The 17,352-nt window shown below is 61.4% G+C and carries 14 protein-coding genes and 4 pseudogenes; 6 read left to right on the top strand and 12 right to left on the bottom strand.

What is annotated here, in order from left to right:
• Positions 1-10 precede the first annotated feature (10 nt).
• Positions 11-811, top strand: a complete 801-nt coding sequence (locus tag ACZZZP_RS03115; protein ID WP_463536249.1) for a hypothetical protein — start codon at positions 11-13, stop codon at positions 809-811.
• A gap of 102 nt (positions 812-913) precedes the next feature.
• Here ACZZZP_RS03115 and ACZZZP_RS03110 read toward each other — a convergent pair whose 3' ends face one another.
• The 6 genes and pseudogenes from ACZZZP_RS03110 to ACZZZP_RS03085 all read right to left on the bottom strand — a co-directional run bounded on the left by ACZZZP_RS03110 (position 914) and on the right by ACZZZP_RS03085 (position 7,537).
• Positions 914-2,386, bottom strand: a complete 1,473-nt coding sequence (locus ACZZZP_RS03110; protein ID WP_463381768.1) for an aldehyde dehydrogenase family protein — start codon at positions 2,384-2,386, stop codon at positions 914-916.
• Between the two features lie 10 nt (positions 2,387-2,396).
• Positions 2,397-3,227 (bottom strand): ABC transporter permease, encoded by an 831-nt coding sequence (locus ACZZZP_RS03105; protein ID WP_463381767.1) that lies wholly within the window; start codon positions 3,225-3,227, stop codon positions 2,397-2,399.
• Between the two features lies 1 nt (position 3,228).
• Positions 3,229-4,136, bottom strand: a pseudogene (locus tag ACZZZP_RS03100) (ABC transporter permease).
• A gap of 82 nt (positions 4,137-4,218) precedes the next feature.
• Positions 4,219-5,362 (bottom strand): annotated as a pseudogene (locus tag ACZZZP_RS03095) (ABC transporter substrate-binding protein).
• A gap of 60 nt (positions 5,363-5,422) precedes the next feature.
• Positions 5,423-6,542, bottom strand: a pseudogene (locus ACZZZP_RS03090) (ABC transporter ATP-binding protein).
• 173 nt (positions 6,543-6,715) lie between these two features.
• On the bottom strand, positions 6,716-7,537 hold the full coding sequence (locus tag ACZZZP_RS03085) for a LuxR C-terminal-related transcriptional regulator (RefSeq protein WP_463381764.1): 822 nt from the start codon (positions 7,535-7,537) through the stop codon (positions 6,716-6,718).
• Between the two features lie 260 nt (positions 7,538-7,797).
• Here ACZZZP_RS03085 and ACZZZP_RS03080 point away from each other — a divergent pair, with 260 nt between their 5' ends.
• A complete protein-coding gene (locus ACZZZP_RS03080; RefSeq protein ID WP_463381763.1) occupies positions 7,798-8,796 on the top strand; it encodes a response regulator in 999 nt (332 codons plus the stop codon).
• Positions 8,797-8,806: 10 nt separating this feature from the next.
• The gene (locus tag ACZZZP_RS03075) at positions 8,807-9,241 is read left to right on the top strand and encodes a PAS domain-containing protein (RefSeq protein ID WP_122492929.1); all 435 of its coding nucleotides are present in this window, start codon (positions 8,807-8,809) and stop codon (positions 9,239-9,241) included.
• 181 nt (positions 9,242-9,422) lie between these two features.
• Here the strand turns inward: ACZZZP_RS03075 and ACZZZP_RS03070 are convergent, their stop codons facing one another.
• From ACZZZP_RS03070 to ACZZZP_RS03060, 3 genes are all read right to left on the bottom strand, one after another.
• Entirely contained in the window at positions 9,423-10,751 is a 1,329-nt protein-coding gene (locus tag ACZZZP_RS03070; protein ID WP_463381762.1) for a DEAD/DEAH box helicase, read from the bottom strand.
• Between the two features lie 55 nt (positions 10,752-10,806).
• Positions 10,807-11,418: a 3'-5' exonuclease gene (locus ACZZZP_RS03065; RefSeq protein ID WP_463381761.1), complete on the bottom strand. Its 612-nt coding sequence runs from the start codon at positions 11,416-11,418 to the stop codon at positions 10,807-10,809.
• A 186-nt stretch (positions 11,419-11,604) separates the two neighbouring features.
• On the bottom strand, positions 11,605-12,078 hold the full coding sequence (locus ACZZZP_RS03060; protein WP_122492932.1) for a LabA-like NYN domain-containing protein: 474 nt from the start codon (positions 12,076-12,078) through the stop codon (positions 11,605-11,607).
• Positions 12,079-12,239: 161 nt separating this feature from the next.
• Between ACZZZP_RS03060 and ACZZZP_RS03055 the strand changes: the two genes are divergently transcribed.
• Both ACZZZP_RS03055 and ACZZZP_RS03050 read left to right on the top strand, forming a co-directional pair.
• Positions 12,240-12,899 carry a YciC family protein gene (locus tag ACZZZP_RS03055; protein ID WP_463381760.1) on the top strand — a complete coding sequence of 220 codons (660 nt, stop codon included), beginning with the start codon at positions 12,240-12,242 and terminating at the stop codon, positions 12,897-12,899.
• A 43-nt stretch (positions 12,900-12,942) separates the two neighbouring features.
• On the top strand, positions 12,943-13,377 hold the full coding sequence (locus ACZZZP_RS03050; RefSeq protein WP_463381759.1) for a VOC family protein: 435 nt from the start codon (positions 12,943-12,945) through the stop codon (positions 13,375-13,377).
• Between the two features lie 6 nt (positions 13,378-13,383).
• Here the strand turns inward: ACZZZP_RS03050 and ACZZZP_RS03045 are convergent, their stop codons facing one another.
• Positions 13,384-14,124, bottom strand: coding sequence for a transporter substrate-binding domain-containing protein (locus tag ACZZZP_RS03045; protein ID WP_122492935.1), 741 nt, complete (start codon positions 14,122-14,124; stop codon positions 13,384-13,386).
• A gap of 181 nt (positions 14,125-14,305) precedes the next feature.
• Here ACZZZP_RS03045 and ACZZZP_RS03040 point away from each other — a divergent pair, with 181 nt between their 5' ends.
• The gene (locus tag ACZZZP_RS03040; protein WP_463381758.1) at positions 14,306-15,409 is read left to right on the top strand and encodes an endonuclease/exonuclease/phosphatase family protein; all 1,104 of its coding nucleotides are present in this window, start codon (positions 14,306-14,308) and stop codon (positions 15,407-15,409) included.
• A gap of 65 nt (positions 15,410-15,474) precedes the next feature.
• On the opposite strand, the gene ACZZZP_RS03035 is transcribed toward ACZZZP_RS03040, so the two are convergent.
• Together ACZZZP_RS03035 and ACZZZP_RS03030 are read right to left on the bottom strand one after the other, a co-directional pair.
• Positions 15,475-16,200 (bottom strand): methyl-accepting chemotaxis protein, encoded by a 726-nt coding sequence (locus ACZZZP_RS03035; RefSeq protein WP_463384636.1) that lies wholly within the window; start codon positions 16,198-16,200, stop codon positions 15,475-15,477.
• A gap of 129 nt (positions 16,201-16,329) precedes the next feature.
• Positions 16,330-17,232 (bottom strand): annotated as a pseudogene (locus ACZZZP_RS03030) (HAMP domain-containing protein); the annotation flags it as partial.
• Between the last annotated feature and the right edge of the window lie 120 nt (positions 17,233-17,352).

Raw genomic sequence — 17,352 nt, 5'->3', positions numbered from 1 at the left:
CCCCTCCCGAGTGAAACCCGCCCCGACAAGTGTCATTAACCCTGAGCAGATACTCGCTTGGAACAACCTGACCCCAGCACAACAAGAAAGTGTGGGTGGCTGGCGCAACTGGGCGTTACTGCACGGGGTCATCCAGGACGGGCCCGTCACCGATACAGCGGATAACGTAGCGGCCACCTCGCCGATCACTTTGCCGGCAGGGGCAGACATCCAACTGGTGTCCCAGAATCCGATCCATTCTACTGAGACGGACAACTTGACCGAGCGAGATTTACTCGTCGGGTTTGAACATTTGATGCCGCCTTCAGCAACTGAACGGTCTGCCACACCGCCGCCCGCCGTCGTCTCCACGAGCGGCGAGACTATGCTGCCAACGCCCCCCAGCGCACCAACACCCGCTCAATCTGGGTCAAGTGATTCAAGCACAACGCCACCTGCAACCCAGGCACTGCCGGCAAAGAAAAAAGTATTCGGCATGCGCCCGCTTTTATCCGGCGCGCTGGAAAAAAATGAAGCGTTCATCACATTCGCCAAACAAGCCAATTTGATGAAAGAAGACGGCACCTACACGCGAACAGCGTTACAACAGATAACAAAGCTGCAAACTGAAAAAAGAGTACTTATTTCGCTTCGGCAAATAAACGAGCAACTGGCTGCTAACACGGCCATGACGGAACCGGAAAAACGACTACTGGCGGACAAGATTGCCAAGCAAAATAGCGCGCCTGTCGCCAATCTGAGGTTCTACGCCGCTAACCCATCTGAGCTTCAGAAAGCGCTTGAAGACCTAAGTGCAAAGTGGGACGACTGATCTTCGCAATGACTTCAGTGCGCCACACACGCGGATCGGCAGTAGCCGGTCCGCGGCTTCACACGCTGCGCTCGCCCGCAGCGCGGCGGGCGCGTCACCGAGTCACTTCAGGTACCACCCCCACGGCTCGGTGCCGATGTATTCGGTGACCTGTTTCACCTCCAGATAATTGTCCAGGCCCCAGCGGCCCAGCTCGCGGCCGATGCCACTTTGTTTCATGCCGCCCCATGGCGCCTGGTTGAAGGTGGGTTGCGAGCAATTCACCCACACGATGCCTGCGCGCAGACCATTAGCCACGCGCGTGGCGCGCTGCGGGTCGGCGCTCATCACGGCGCCGGCCAGGCCAAAGCGGCTGGCGTTGGCCATGCGAATGGCGTCGGCCTCGGTGGTAAAACGCTTTACGCACAACAGCGGACCGAAGACTTCCTCGCGCCAGATAATGCTGTTCTCGGCCGGCTCGTCGAAAATGGTCGGCTCTATGAAATAACCGCGATCAAGATGCGCTGGGCGTTTGCCGCCGGTGAGCAATTTCGCGCCACTTAGCTTGGCTTGTTCCACAAAGCCGATCACCTTTTCCAACTGCCCTTGGCTTACCAACGGGCCGAGCAATACGCCCGGCTCCATGCCGTTGCCAATGGTGATGGCGCGCGCGGCTTCCACCAGACGTTCGAGCAATTTATCGGCGATGCCTTGCTGCACCAGCAGCCGCGACGTGGCGCTGCACACTTGGCCCTGGTTCCAGAAAATACCGAACAGAATCCACTCCACCGCCGCCTCGACATCGGCGTCGTCGAAAACGATAAAGGCTGACTTGCCCCCCAGTTCGAGGCTGATGTTTTTGATGTCGGCAGCCGCGGCCGACATGATTTTCGCCCCGGTCGGCACGCTGCCGGTGAAGGCTAGTTTGTCCACTTGTGGGTGCTGACTGAGCGGACTGCCCGCCTCCGCGCCAAGCCCCGTGACGATGTTCAGCACGCCCGCCGGCAAACCGATACGGTCAGCGGCGGCGGCCAGTTCCAGGGCGGTGAGCGGCGTCAGTTCGGAAGGCTTGAGCACCACGGTGGCGCCCGCTGCCAACGCCGGGGCGACTTTCCACGAGGCCATGAGCAACGGGTAATTCCACGGGATTATCTGTCCGGCTACGCCAATCGGCTCGCGGCGGATATGGCAGCGAAAGCGCTCATCTGGCAATGCCAACGGTTCGTTCTGCTGGCCATCCAGCTCGCGCGCCAGGTCGGCGTAGTAGCGAAAGCAACCGATGGCATCGCCAATATCCCACTGCGCTTCGGGCAGGGGTTTACCGTTGTCGCGCACTTCCAATTGCGCGAGGTCGTCCTGGCTGCTTTCCAGTTCGCTGGCCAGCGCGTCCAGCCATTGCGCGCGCTCGGCGCCGGTGGTTTGCCCCCAGCCATTGTCGAACGCACGCCGCGCCGCGCGCACCGCGTGGTCGATGTCTTCTTCGGTGCCTGCTGGCACGCGCTGAATGACCGTTTCGGTGGCCGGGTCCAACGTTTCGAAATGGCCGCCCAAATCGGGGCTCACCCATTGCCCGTTGATATACAGCTGATCGCGCATGACGCTCTCCTTACGCCGACACGCCGGTACGGCGGTTTTGCAAATAACGGGAGGTGAACAACAGCGCCAGTGAGGCGAGGATGATCACCGTGGATACGGCATTGATCTCCGGGGTAACGCCCCGGCGGATCGATGAAAAAATGTAAATCGGCAAGGTGGTTTCCGAACCTGCAACGAAAAACGCGATGATGAAATCGTCAAAGCTGAAGGTGAACGCCAGCAGAAAGCCGGCCATGATCGCCGGCGCAATCTGCGGCAGAATCACCCGCCAGAAGGTTTCCAGCGGCGGCGCGTAGAGGTCGGCCGAGGCTTCGAGCAGCGATTTATCCAGCGCATCGACTCGCGTGCGCACAATCACCATCACAAGCGCCATAGTGAACAGCGAGTGCGCCGCCACCACGGTGAAAAAGCCCATGCGCAGTTTCGGAATGCCCATGTCCAGCGCCGCCAGCAGCGGGTTGAACAGGTCAAACAAGGTGATAAAGGCGATCAGCGTGGCGATGCCAATCACAATGCCGGGCACGATGATCGCGCAGTACGTCAGCGCATCGAACAGCATCCGCACGCGGCCGCTGACGCGCTGCAACCCGAACACCGCCAAGGTGCCAAACAGCGTCGCCAGCGTGGCCGAGCACAGGGCGATCAGCGCGCTGTTGCCCAGCGCTTCTATGATGAACGGGTTTTCAAACGCCCGGCCAAACCACTGCGTCGAGCAGCATTCGAACGACAGGCCGCTGCGCCCGGCGTTAAAGCTGAACAGCATGATCAGGGCGATGGGCGCATACAGAAACAGGTACACCGACGTGGAGTAGCCACGCAGCCATAACGCTTTGTCGTTCATGTCAGAGCATCCCGTCTTGCTGGCGGCCGCCGTAGCGCGCCACCAGTTTCAGATACACCGCGATAATCGCCAGCATCATCGCCACCAGGGTCATGGCCACCGCGCTGCCAAACGGCCAGTTGCGCGATTGCAGAAACAAGTCGACCAGCGCGTTGCCGACAAAGAACACCTTGCCGCCGCCCAAAATCGCCGGAATCAGGAACTCGCCCATCAGCAGGATGAACACCAGCATCACGCCGGTAATCACGCCCGGCGCAGACAACGGCAAGGTCACGCGGCGGAAGGTTTCCAGCGCGCCGGCGCCTAGGTCGTGGGACGCCTCAAGCAAGCGCTTATCGAGTTTTTCCAGGCTCACGTAGATGGGAAACACCATCAGCGGCAGGTAGCCGTAAACGATGCCGATCAGCACCGCCGTCGGCGTGGTGATCAGGCGCACGTCGTCCAGCCCCAGGCTGGCCAGCAGCGCGGGAATGCCTTTGCCGCTGAGGATAAAAATCCACGCATAGGTGCGGATCGAAAGCTGGTCCAGAACGGCACGATGACCAGCGTCAGCAGCAACGAGCGGTTGCGCCGCACCTTCACTGCGAGGAAATACGCCAGCGGATAGGCCGCCAGCAGGCACACCAATGTGCCCAGCGGCGCCAGAATCAATGTGTTGCTGAACGCCGCCGCGCGCGAGGCCAGGTTCAGGTAATTGGCAAAGGTAAACGCCGGGCTGTAACCGCCGACGGCGCTGCGCTCGCCGACGCTGAACAGCAGAATGACCACCAGTGGCATCAACAGCAGCAGCACGAACCACAGCGTCGAGGGCAATAGCAGCAGCCAGGTGATACGCCGACCGAGGCTGGCCGGTTGCGCCGGGGCAGGCGCGGCCGCCGTGGAGAGCGGCGCGCTAACGGCAATGTTCATGGGATTGTCCTTGGGCATATGTCAGTCTCACTCGGTCAGCCCCTCTCCCGCAAGCGGGCAGAGGGGACAGACCGTGGTGGCGTTACGCGGCTTTGAACCGCGCCATCAATTCCGCCCGCACCGGGCTGGTAAGCGTGGCCGCGGCGCCAAATTCCAGGGCGCTGAGCAGTTCAGCGGCCGGGTACATGATCGGGTCGCTGAGCATTTCTTGGGGCAGCAAGGCGTCTACGCGTTTATCGCCGCTCGGGTAGCCGTGGGCTTCGACTTCCAGTTTGTTCACCTGCGGGTTGAGCAGGAAGTTGATAAAGGCGTACGCCGCGTCGCGGTGTTCGGCATCTTTGGGAATGGCGAAGAAGTCGCTCCACAATTCGCCGCCTTCCTTGCCCAGGGTGAATTGCAGATTCGGCAGGTCGCGGTGCAACTGCGAGCCGTCGCCGGTCCAGCACATAGACATCCACGCATCGCCGCTGCGCATGCTCGGCTGGTAGTCGGAGTTGATGGCGAACAGGTGCGGTTTCACTTCGATGAGCAGCTTTTCCGCGTCAGCCAGTTCTTTCTCATCCAGCGAGTTGAAGCTGTAGCCGAACGATTTCAGCGCGTTGCCAATCGCTGTCAGCTGGTAGTCGTGGACCATGACGCGGCCGGTGGCCGGGCCTTTGGCCAGGTCCCAGAATTCTTTTCCAGGACGTGGGTTTGCCTTTGATTTTCTGGTCGTCGTAAACAAACCCGGTGGTGCCCCAGTTCTTCGGCACGGCGTACACCTTGCCGTTGACGATGCCCTGTTCCATAAAGCGCTTTTCGTAGGCGTTGGGGTCGAAGTTGCTCAGGCGCGTGAGGTCCAGCGGCTCGATCAGCCCCAATTCGACGTAGGTGCTGATGGTGTAGTTGGTGGGCACGAACACGTCCCAGCCGCTGCCACCGGCTTGCAGTTTGGCGAGCATTTCTTCGTTGGAACCGAACACGCTCATTTGCACCTTGGCGCCCGTCTGGCTGGCGAAGGCTTCGAGGTTTTTCGCGTTGTGGTAGTTGGGCCAAGTGGCGATGGCCACGCGGTCGCCGATGGCGCCTTTTTCGGCAGCGAAGGCGTTGCTGGTGAGCATGCCGGGCATGTTGGTGGCGACCACCGCGGCGGCCACGCCCAGGCCGGTACGGCCGAGGAAGTCGCGACGGGTGATTGAGCCGTTCTGCCAGCTACGCATCGTTTTTATGAAGTCTTTGCCATCCATCGGTCATCCCCTTAAACGTGTCGGTTAGTTATTGGTGTACCTGCTGAACTGCGCTGCCTATCAAAGCCCCATCGCCAAGCCATTGGCCTGGTCCCATCCAATCTGCACGGCGGCGCCGTGTTCGAAACTTGCCTGGTTGTGTTCGCGCACTCGCGGAACGCGCACGCAGACGATGCCGAAGGGATCGGTGCGCACGCGGTATTCAGTGAGGTTGCCCAGATAAATGCGGTCTTCCACGCGGCCGTTCAGGGTCACTTCCCGGCCCAGCGGTGTGTTGGCGGCGCCGATGCTGATCAGCTCGGGGCGCACCGCGATGCAGCCTTCCACTTGCGGGCTCAAGGCCACGCCGCTTCGGGCTGCGCGGGCTGCTCAGTTGTAGGCCCTGGGCGGTTTCTAGTACCACGCTGTCGCCGTCGATACGGCGCACGGTGCCGTTGAACAGGTTGGATTCACCGATAAAGTCGGCGACGTAACGGCTGGCGGGGGTTTCGTAGAGTTGCTCGGGGCTGGCGGTCTGCACGATGAGGCCGTCCTGCATCACGCTGATGCTGTCGCTCATGGACAACGCCTCTTCCTGGTCGTGGGTAACCAGCACAAAGGTGATGCCCACCTCGCGCTGCAAACGCAGCAATTCGGACTGCATTTCCTTGCGCAGCTTGCGGTCCAGCGCGGCCAGGGGTTCGTCGAGCAGCAATACGGTTGGCTTGTTCACCAGCGCGCGGGCCAGGGCCACGCGTTGTTGTTGCCCGCCCGACAGCTCGCTCGGTTTGCGTTGCCCGTAGCCGCTGAGGCGAACCATTTCCAGGGCTTCGTCGGCGAGGCGGCGCTGTTGTTTTTTGTCTGGACGCGGGGTCTGGTAGCGCAGGCCATAGGCGATGTTGTCGGCCACGCTCAGGTGCGGGAACAGCGCGTAGCTCTGGAACACCATGTTCACCGGCCGCTGGAACGCCGGCACGCCCGCCACCGAACGACCGGCGAGCAATACCTCGCCTTCGCACGGCTGCTCGAAGCCAGCAATCATGCGCAAGGTGGTGGTTTTGCCGCAGCCTGAGCTGCCGAGAAACGAATGAAAGGCGCCGCGCCGCACCTGGAAACTCACGCCGTTCACCGCCGGCGTGGCGCCGTAGCGCTTAACCACCTGACGGAATTCGATATCGAATGCTTGGCTGGAATCGCTCACCGCTCGCCCCTTTCTGGTTCTTATCTGCGTTGGGGAGAAACTAGCAACGGGGGTTTGCGGGCGTATATATCCCTTGGGGGATAGAGAGCCCATGAAAGCAAAAGCTCGAGGCTGAAGCCTCTCCTACAGAGTCGCGATTCAGTGTGGGAGAGGCTTTAGCCTCGATTGATGGCTCACGAAGCGTGGCGCAAGGCGAACTCTTCGCCGCCTTCGGACCCTGCCAGCTCGCGAATGAACAAGCCCAACAACTCGGCCTGGCTGCCAATACCCAGCTTGGCGTAGATGTTCTTGCGGTGAATTTTCACCGTGCCGGGGCTGATTTCCAGCTGCTCGGCCACCGAGGCGCTGGAGTGGCCGCGCAGCAACAGCTGCACAATTTCCTGCTCGCGCGCGGTCAGGCTGTGGGCGCCGAATTGGTCGAAGGCGGCGCGAATTTTATGGTCAAGGTCTTGCGCCGGGCGTTGGACCCGACACGCTTGCCACGCTTCACGCACCACCTCGCTGACCACCGCTTCGGCACATTCCAGCAATTGCACTTCGTCGCGGCTGAATGCCGGGCTGGTGGTGCTGCGCATCAGCGACAGCACGGCCTTGGCGCCGTCGGCGAGGTCGACGAAAAACGCCACTTCCTCGGCCAGTCCGGTGAGTTGGTAATAGTTGAGGTAATACTCGCCGAGGTAAAAGTGGTCCGGCGCGAATTGGCGCAAACGCCACAGGCCAGGCGGCTGATCTCGGGTGCAGGCGAGGTAGAACGGGTCCAGCAAATAGGGGCCAACCTGGTAGTCGTCGACGTAGATTTTGCGTTTGTCTGCGGCAAAGGTGTCGAACAGCGCCAGCGGGCGGTGGTTGCCTTCATAGATGAAGAGTACGAAGTGATCGACCGGGCAGATTTGCTTCAACCACTGGCTAAGGCCCAGCAAGCGCGGCCGGCCGGTTGGCAGGGTGAGCAAATGGGCGAATCCGGTGGTCCAGTGTTTCAGGTCCTTGTGGCGCATAGCGGTGGGGCTTCAGCCAATGTTCAGAATAGCGAACGAGAATGCAGGTTTTGCGCCATTATCCTGAAACCCCCAGCCTGGCGCCCGATGGCGCTTTTAACCGGCTCGGTAATGCACCAGCATGGGCCAATCGGCACCAGTAAACGTCACTGCAGGTAACGCCTGCTCCGCTGAGCGGCAACCAGCACTGACGACTATGCTTGCTTTCATTCGGTCAGCGGCTGGCCGCATTTCTTCTTGCTCATGGTGGTAACGCGATAGTGATTCCTTTGTTGGTCTGCGACGACTCCATGATGGCCCGCAAACAGTTGATCCGCTCACTCCCAGCGGATTGGCCGGTGTCTATCACCCAAGCCGCCCATGGCCAGGAAGCCATGCAGGCGATTCGCCAAGGCCTCGGCCAGGTGGTGTTGCTCGACCTGACGATGCCGGTGATGGACGGCTACGAAGTGCTTGCCGCCCTGCGCGCTGAAGGCTTGGCGGCGAAAGTGGTGGTGGTCTCCGGCGACGTGCAAGAAGAGGCCATGCGCCGCGTGATGGAACTGGGCGCGCTGGCCTTTATCAAGAAGCCGGCTGAGCCCGAAAAGCTGCGCGAAACCCTCGAACGCCTGAACTTGCTGGGCCAGCCTGCCCCGCCGGCTGACGTGCCGGAGCGTCCGGCGTTTGAGCTGAAAGTGAATTTCCGCGATGCCCTGCGCGAGATCACCAACGTGGCCATGGGCCGCGCCGCCGCGTTGCTGGCCAAGGTGCTGGGGGTGTTTGTCGAGCTGCCGGTGCCGACCGTCAATATCTTCGAAGTCAGCGAATTGCACATGACCCTGGCCGATGCGCAACGCGGCGAGCGCTACAGCGCGTTGTGCCAGGGCTTCATCGGCGACGGCATCGCTGGCGAAGCGCTGCTGCTGTTTCACGATTCGGAAATTGCCGATATCGGCCGCCTGTTCAAGTGGCAGCCCAAGGACGAACACGATGTATCGGAAATGCTCCTGGACCTGGCGAGTATTCTGATCGGCGCGTGCCTGAGCGGCATTTCCGAACAGATCGACGTACGCTTTTCCCAAGGCCACCCGCAACTGCTCGGCCTGCACAGCTCGATTGAAAGCCTGATCACGGTGAACAAACAGCGCTGGCGCAAAACCCTGGCGGTGGAAATCAGCTACAGCCTGGAAGGCCACAACGTGCACTTCGACTTGCTGCTGCTGTTTACCGAAGATTCGATTCAGCGCCTGACGTACAAAATCAATTACCTGATGAACTGAGACCCGGCCCATGCCTGCGCAGATCGACATCAAAGAAGTTCACTGGCTGCTGGATATCGTGCAATGCATCGATGTGGGCGTGATCGTGCTCGACCGCCAATACCGCGTGGAAGTGTTTAACAGCTTTATGGAAAACCACTCCGGCTTGGGCCCGGATGAGGTGCACGGCAAGTCGTTATTCGACTTGTTTAAGGAAATTGACGAAGACTGGTTTCGGCGCAAGGTCGACACCGTGGTCACCCTCGGCACGCGGGCGTTCAGCCTGTGGGAGCAGCGGCCGTACTTGGTGCATTTCAAAAACTACCAACCCATCACCGGCCGCGCCGACTTTATGTACCAGAACGTCACCCTGCTGCCGCTAGCCTCTAGCGGCGGGCAGGTGGAGCACATTTGCGTGGTGATCTACGACGCGACTGAGGCGGCGGTGCACAAGCGCGTGTCGTGAGCCCCGCCGCGCGCTTCGCGCTCGTTTTGTCCAGGCCAATCGCGGCTGAAGCCGCTCCCACACTTATCGCCCTGCACCTGTGGGAGCGGCTTTAGCCGCGATGCTCTTGACCTTAACCCCTGCGGTTCCAGGCCCGGCCAATCGCGGCTGAAGCCGCTCCTACAAAAAGCGGGGCGGTCGGTCATTTCTTCTTGCGCGGCCCGGTGTTAAAGCTGGGCACTTTGCGAATGGCTTTCACCGGTGCGTCCAGCGGCTCGGCGCTTTCGGTCCATTTGCCCAGGGTTTTCTTGCCGCCACCGCCGCCGGTTTTTGGCTTTTTCGGTTTCTTCGGTTTTTTCAGTACCTGGCCGGTGGGGTCGGTCATCGGTACGCGGTGCTCGGGTTCGAAGTCTTGCTCTTCGCTGCGTTGCAGGGTCTGGCGGGTGAGCACTTCGATGGCCGATAGCAACTGCACTTCATCGGCACACACCAGGGAAATCGCCTGACCGCTGTTGCCCGCGCGGCCGGTACGGCCGATGCGGTGCACGTAGTCTTCGGCGACGATAGGCAGGTCGAAGTTGACCACCAGCGGCAGGTCGTCGATGTCCAGCCCACGCGCCGCTACGTCGGTGGCCACGAGTATTTGAACCTCACGCGTTTTGAACCGGTCCAGGGCGCGCTGGCGGGTGGCTTGCGGTTTGTCGCCGTGGATCCCATCAGCGTTGACGCCTTGCTGCTGAAGCATTTCGCAGAGCTGATCGACGCCGTTGCGGGTTTTGGCGAACACCAGTACCTGGCCCCAGCGGTGCTTTTTCAGCAGGTGGGAAAACAGCTCAGGCTTGCGCTTTTTATCCACCGGAATAACCCACTGCTTCACGCTGCTGGCCGCCACGTTGCGCGGGCTCACTTCGATGCTCAGCGGGTCGTTCAGGGTGTTGCCGGCCAGCGCGCGGATGGCGTCCGAGAAGGTGGCGGAGAACAGTAACGTCTGGCGTTTTTTCGGCAGCGCCGCGTAGATATCGCGCAGTTCTTCAGAGAAGCCCAAGTCGAGCATGCGGTCGGCTTCATCGAGGATCAGGGTTTGCAGCTGGCCGAACTTGACGGCGTTCTGGCGGAACAGGTCAAGCAGCCGCCCCGGCGTGGCGACCAGAATATCGACGCCTTTGCGCAGTTTCATCATCTGCGGGTTGATGCTCACGCCGCCGTACACCGCGTAGGTGGTCAACGGCAGATTCTGCCCATACACACGAATGCTTTCGTGCACCTGCTCGGCCAGCTCGCGGGTCGGACACAGCACCAGCGCGCGCACCGAGTTGCTGGAAACGGTCGGCCCTTCGAGGGTCAAGCGCTGCAGCAGCGGCAAGGCGAAACCGGCGGTTTTGCCGGTGCCGGTCTGGGCGGCGGCCATCAGGTCGCGGCCGGCCAGCACGGCCGGAATGGCCTGGGCCTGAATCGGCGACGGGGTTTTGTAGTCGAGCGCTTCGAGCGCGCGCAGCAGGGGTTCGATCAGACCAAGGGCGGCGAAAGTCATAAGGGTAACCAGGGGGCGTTGCCAGGAAAGCGCGCAGTTTACCCTGTCCGCTTCTTCAGGCGTTACGCGCCAGTTTCAGCGCTTCGCCAATTTTCGCGGCCGGCACTTTTTGCAGGCGGCACAACAGGTTGTGGGAGATGGCTTGAATGCCGTGCTCGTCGCGCAGTTGACCGGTCATAAACAGGGTGAGGTTGGCGGCCATTTCGGCGTCGGCCATGGCCCGGTGAGCCTTGCCGGTGACGGGCAAGCGCGCCCAGCTGTTGAGCGTGCCGAGCTTATGGTTCGGCGCCTGCGGCAGCAGCCGACGCGCCAGGAGCATGGAGCAGGCGAAGGTTTGCCGGCGCTGACGGCGGATCAGCGCGAGCTCGGCGTCCCAGAATTTTTGGTCGAACGAAGCGTTGTGCGCCACCAGCGGAATGTCGCCAACGAACTCGGCCACCGCCTCCATCACCTCATCGGCCGGCGGCGCGGCGCGCAACATGGCGTTGCTGATGCCGGTCAGGTTCTCAATGAACGGCGGCACCCACACGCCCGTTTTCATCAGGCTTTGAAAGCGCCCGACGATGCGCCCGTCTTCGACGATTACCGCTGCAATTTCAGTCGCACGGCAACTCTGGCCAGGGGAAATGCCGGTGGTTTCAAAGTCGATTACAGCGATGGGTTCCACGGTCGGTCTCGGCGGTTTCAACGGCCGCGTAGGTTAACAGCGTTTTCGCCTTCTAACGCCGCTCAAGGCCGAGCGAGCTAGAGCTGCGCAAGGCAAAAATGGTTTTTGAAGCGCAGTTGGCTGTAGCCAATGAGCATTCAAAAACCATTTTTAACGCCGCGCAGCCGACGCGCAGCCGGCCGGTAGTTACCGCAGCAGTAGCGCGCCTTCGATGGGTACATAGCGTGTGGCAGCCCGCACCAATGATTGCGCCGTAAGGCCCGGCACGCCGTACGCCACAGCTTCAGTGCCGTAGCTGCGAACCTTGTCGAGCAGCATGTCGAAGTCACCATCGCCGGAGGCCAGCACCACGCAGTCGACGCGTTGGGCGGCGTCCATGATGTCGATGGTGATGCCCACGTCCCAGTCGCCTTTGGCCGAGCCGTCGCTGCGTTGGATGTAGGGTTTAAGCCGCACGGTAAAGCCGAGGTTGCGCAGAATTTGCTGGAATTGCTGCTGCTTGGGATCGCCACGATCGATGGCGTAGGCGTACGCCTCGACGATTTCCCCGTGCTGGGCGATGTCTGCCCATAGCGCCGAGTAATTGAAGTGGCAGCCATGGGCCTGACGTACGGTGTAGTAAAGGTTCTGCACATCGGCGAACACGGCAATTCTTTTCACCAGCCCTAACTCCTGGGCGGCCAAAGTGTGGGCAGTATGCCATCACCGCGTAGGAAATGGCCGAAGCAATCTGCCAACCGGTCGCCACAATTGGCCCGTTGGTGCACCGCCGCCCTTCGGCTACAGTGGCGGCCTTGCTCCTGCTGCCGTGACCGTTTGCGATGAATCCTTTTCCCGTTATCCGCGATGCCTGGTTCTTTTTCAGCCGTAACCTGCTGAGCATCGCCCTGCTCTGTCTGCCGCTGATCATGTTGGAAAGCCTGGCGCAATACGCCTTGGCCAGCGCCAGCGGGCCGGATACCTCGCCGGCTTACAGCGTGGTGATCGGCTTGTTTTTCTACCCGTTGTACACCGGCTCGCTGATTATTTTCCTGGCGGCGCGCAGCAGTGGTGAACAGCCGGCGCGCAGCAATGTGTGGGCACTGGCCCTCAGCCTGTGGCCGTGCTTTGCGGTGCTGGCGGCGCTCAGCACGTTGTTGATCATGGTGGGCATCAGCCTGATGGTGATTCCCGGCTTGTATGTGATCGTCAAGCTGGCCTTTTCCGAATACCTGCTGGTGCTGCGTGGCCTCAGCCCGCTGGCGGCGATGCGGGACAGCTTCAGCCAAACCAACGGCCATTTCGCGCGGATTCTGCTGTGCGTGCTCTGCGTGATGGTGCCGCTCTGGGCGCTGGATCTGCTGAGCTTCAACCTCGCTGGCAAAGACAACGAGCTGATGCTGTTCGTGCTGGATTGCGCCAACGGCTTCCTGCAGTTGTTCGCCAGTGTGGTGACGTTCCGGCTGTTTATGCTGATCAGCAGCGAAACGGCGCGCGGCTGATTTCCAGCTAGGCTTGGGGAGTGCCGTTTCCGGAGCCCAAACCATGCCCGAGAGCAATCCCAGCGTTCTTTCCCACGTGTCTGTAGGTACCAATCACTTCGAGCGCGCGGTGGCGTTTTACGACCGGGTGCTGGCGACCCTGGGTTGCCAGCGGCTGTTGGAGCATCCCGGCGCCGTGGCGTACGGCCGCATGTACCCCGAGTTCTGGCTGCAAACCCCCTTCGACGAGCAACCCGCCACGGTCGGCAACGGCACGCACATTGGCTTTGTCGCCCAAGACAAAGCCTCGGTAGACGCCTTCTACGCCGCTGCCCTCAACGCCGGTGCCAGCGCTGATGGCCCACCCGGCCCGCGCCCGCACTATGGCGAGCAGTACTACGGCTGCTTTGTGCGCGACCTGGACGGCCACAAGATCGAGGCCACCTATTGGGAAGCGACCTCGCTGTATGAAATCTATGTAGAGCCTCCGGCAGGCTGAAGCGCCCTAGCGCTGCGCCTGGTAGCGCTTGGCCTGGCGCGTGATCCAGCCCTCCGCCAGCATTTTCTTCAATGCCGCGCTCATCAGCGCCTGCTCGCTGGACTGTTCCAGCACGCGGGAAAAACCTATAAACAGCTCTGTTTTTGCCAGGGGCTGATAGCGGGTCTTGGCGATGGTGGCGGCGTATTGCGGCTGCAGCAGCTCATAGTCGACCTGGCAGTCGGTGCCAATAAACGCGGCCAACCTTCCACGCAGCAACATTTCCAGCAACTGCTGCTCGTTGTTGACGCCGTGTTTGACCAAGGCGGTGTCGGAGTCGAACGGCTCGAAATAAACCGACTCATGGACGAAGCCGATCACTTTGCCTTGCAAGTCCGCGTAGCGCTGCACCTGGCCGGCCGCCGCACTGGCGGTATAGAAGCGCGGTGCGCAGGCGTAATACGGGGTGGGCAGATACTGCACGTACTGTTCGCGGTCGGCGGTTTTCGCCAGGCCGATCATCAGGTCCGCGCGGCCTTGTTGCAGGTCCGCCAGCCCCCGCGCCCACGGTGCGCGCTGGATGTCGAAGTGCAGCCCGCTACGGCGCCCGATTTCGTTCAGCACGTCGATGTCCAGCCCCACCAGTTCGCCCTGCGCATTGAGCATGCGAAACGGCGGCCAGAGGTCGGTCATCACCCGCAACGGCGCGCGCTCGGCAGCAACCACGAGCTGGCAGAGCACGGTGAGCAGCAACAATGCCCAGCGCATTTATCATCCTTAATAAGAGGCCCGTACCCTTGGCTCGGGCGGGATTGTCGAGAGATCGTACAACCGCGGCGTAATCTACAGTGCTGTCTATGACATTCGCCAGCCACCCGGGCCATTTGGGCTAAACGCTGTGCTCGGTTATGCTCCGGTTCGCATCTTTCTCGCCAATTGGCCACTGCTCATGCCTGTGTTACGCCCGTTTCCGTTCCGAAAACTACTGCTGATCACCGTATTGTTTGCCGTTGCCCTTTGCGTGCTGGTGTACAGCATCACCTGGCACCCGGCCGACCGCGAACCCGCTGCGCTGAGTTGCGAGGCGAATACCGCCACGTTGCAACCCGGTCAGGCGCTCAAGGTGGTGACTTGGAACGTGCAATACCTGGCCGGCAAGCGCTACGTGTTCTGGTACGACCTGGCCGACGGCAGCGGCCCCGACACCCGCCCCACCGCCGCGGACCTGGCCTACAGCCTGGACGAAGTGGTGCGCATCCTGCGTGATGAACAGGCCGATGTCGTGCTGCTGCAAGAGCTGCACGAGAACACCAAGGCCACCGATTACCAAGACCAGATGGCCCTGCTGCATGAGCGGCTGGCCGACCTTTATCCGTGCAGCAGCCAAGCGTTCTACTGGAAAGCCTCGTTTGTGCCGCACCCGAAAATTCGCGGCAGCGTGGGCATGAAACTCGGCACCCTGAGCCGTTACCGCATCAGCCAGGCCGAGCGTTTGCAGCTGCCAACGCCGCCGGCTGATTTGCTCACGCGCCAGTTCAACCTCAAGCGCGCCATGCTGGTCAGCTACTTGCCGATCCGCGACGGTGGCCAAATGGCGGTAATCAACACCCACCTGGATGCCTTCGCCCAGGGCGACGACACCATGCAACGGCAAGTGGCGATGATCGACGAGCAGCTGCACGCCTTGAACGTCGCCAATACGCCGTGGTTGATCGGTGGGGATTTCAACCTGTTGCCGCCAGGCCAGTACGAACGGTTGTCCGAGCGTCAGCGCAGTTGGTATGCGCCGCAAAGCGAGCTGCAGGTGTTGGCAGGCAAGTACCCGATGATTCCGAGCCTTGAAGAAACCGGCGGCGCGAATCAAGCCGCGTGGTACACCCATTTCCCCAACGACCCGCAGGCCACCGGCCCCGACCGCACCCTCGACTACCTCTTCCACAGCCCGATGCTGGCGCGGGTAGCGGCGAATGTGCGGCAGGTGGATACCTTGCGAATCTCCGATCACCTGCCGCTGGTGGCGCGGTTTTTGTTGCCGGAAAAGGCGCAGCCGTAATGCAAAAGCATCGCGGCTAATCGGAATGCCGCCCAGCCGATCAACAGAAGCCGGGCTCGCTTTGTTTAAATCCTGAAACTGCGCACCAACTGGCTTAGCTGCGCCGCCTGCTGTTCCAACTCTTTGCACGCCTGCAAGGTGGTGCGCAGGTTTTCGACGCCGTCCTGGTTGAGGGTGTTGATTTCGGTGATGTCCATGTTGATGGTTTCAACCACGGCGGTTTGTTCTTCGGTGGCGGTGGCGACCGACTGGTTCATGCCGTCGATTTCGTCGATGCGACTGGTCACGCTGCCCAACCGCTCGCCGGCCAGATTGGCGACCTGCACGGTTTTGTCGCTCTGTTTCTGACTTTCTTCCATGGTGCTCACGGCGCTGCGGGCGCCGGTTTGCAGTTCGTCGATCATCTGCTGAACCTGCTGCGCCGACTCTTGTGTGCGGTGCGCCAGGTTGCGCACTTCATCGGCCACCACGGCAAAGCCGCGCCCCGCTTCACCGGCACGCGCAGCCTCGATGGCGGCGTTTAACGCCAAGAGGTTGGTCTGCTGGGAAATGCCGGTGATCACTTCGAGAATCTGGCCGATGTTGGCCGTCTTGGCGTTCAACGTTTCGATGGTGCCGCACGACTCGCTGATTTTTTGCGACAGCTCGCGCATGGAGCTAATCGACTGGCCCAGCACTTGCTGCCCTTCGGCGGACAAGGCGCTGGCGTCGGCCGAGCTTTCCGAAGCGACGGCCGCATTGCGGGCAATTTCATGGGCAGCAGCGCCCAGCTCGTTGATGGCCGCCGCCACACTGGTGGTACGCGAGGCCTGTTGGTCGGAGTTCTGCAACGAGGCATTGGAGGCGGCCAACACGCGGGACACCACTTCGTTTACGTGCTGAGTCGCCGACGACACCTCTTTGATCGACTGGTGAATACGCTCAACGAAGCGGTTGAACGAGGTGCCCATCTGGCCGAACTCGTCCTGGCGCAATACCACCAGCCGCCGGGTCAGGTCGCCCTCGCCTTCGGCAATGTCCTGCATGGCCTTGCCCATGACAAACAACGGTTGCATCAGCACGCGGATCAGGATGCTGAGCAAGGTGATGATGGCGATTACGGCAATCACGGTGGCCAAGGTGGCGGTTACGCGAAATTCCTTGAGCATCGAGAAGGCGAAGGACTGCTCCAGTGCCAAGCCCAGCTGCCAGTTCGCCGAGGCGACGCCTTGCATCGGGGTGAACTGCACCAGCATGTCTTCGCCATTGACTGTCACATCGCTGAGCCCGCTTTTGGCCACCAGACCGCTGCCCGGAAAGGCTTCGCCGAGGGTTTTGAGGATCAGGTCTTTGTTCGGGTGAATGAGGATTTTGCCGTCGCTGCTGACGATAAACGCGTGGCCGTGGCCGTCGAAGTCCAGCGAGTTGATGGTGGCGCTGACGCTGCCCAGATCAATGTCGGCCCCGGCCACGCCGATCACTTGCCCGCCTTGTTTGACCGGCGTGGCGACAGTAATTACCAGCTTGCCCGACGAGGCGGCGATGTAGGGTTCGGTGACCACGGTCTGCCCGGCGGCCGTGGCGGCTTTGTACCAGCCACGCGCCCGAGGGTCGTAGTCTGCGGCGCGTGAGCCGGCCGGCACCGAGAACATCAGGCCGTCGGCGCCGCCGAAGTAGCTGAGCTGAAACGCCGTGCCATACACCGGCAGGCCGACGATTTGCTTGAGCGTGTCGGGCGCTGCGCCTTGCGCGCTGATTTGCTGCGCCATGGAGTCGACCAACGCCATGTTGCCGCGCAGCCAGGTCTGGATATTGGAGGTGGTCAACGCGCCCAACTCACCCATTGAGCGCTCGGCATCGACGCGCAGGGTTTGCCGTTGTCGGTAGTCGTTGAACAGCACAAACACGGTGAAGGCAAACACCACGGTTAAACCTGCCGCCAACAAAATCTTGTGGCGAAACTT

It is taken from the genome of Pseudomonas sp. AC211 (assembly GCF_979258055.1).
Note: the sequence above shows the minus strand (reverse complement) of the source record. Positions and strands in the feature narration are given on the sequence as shown.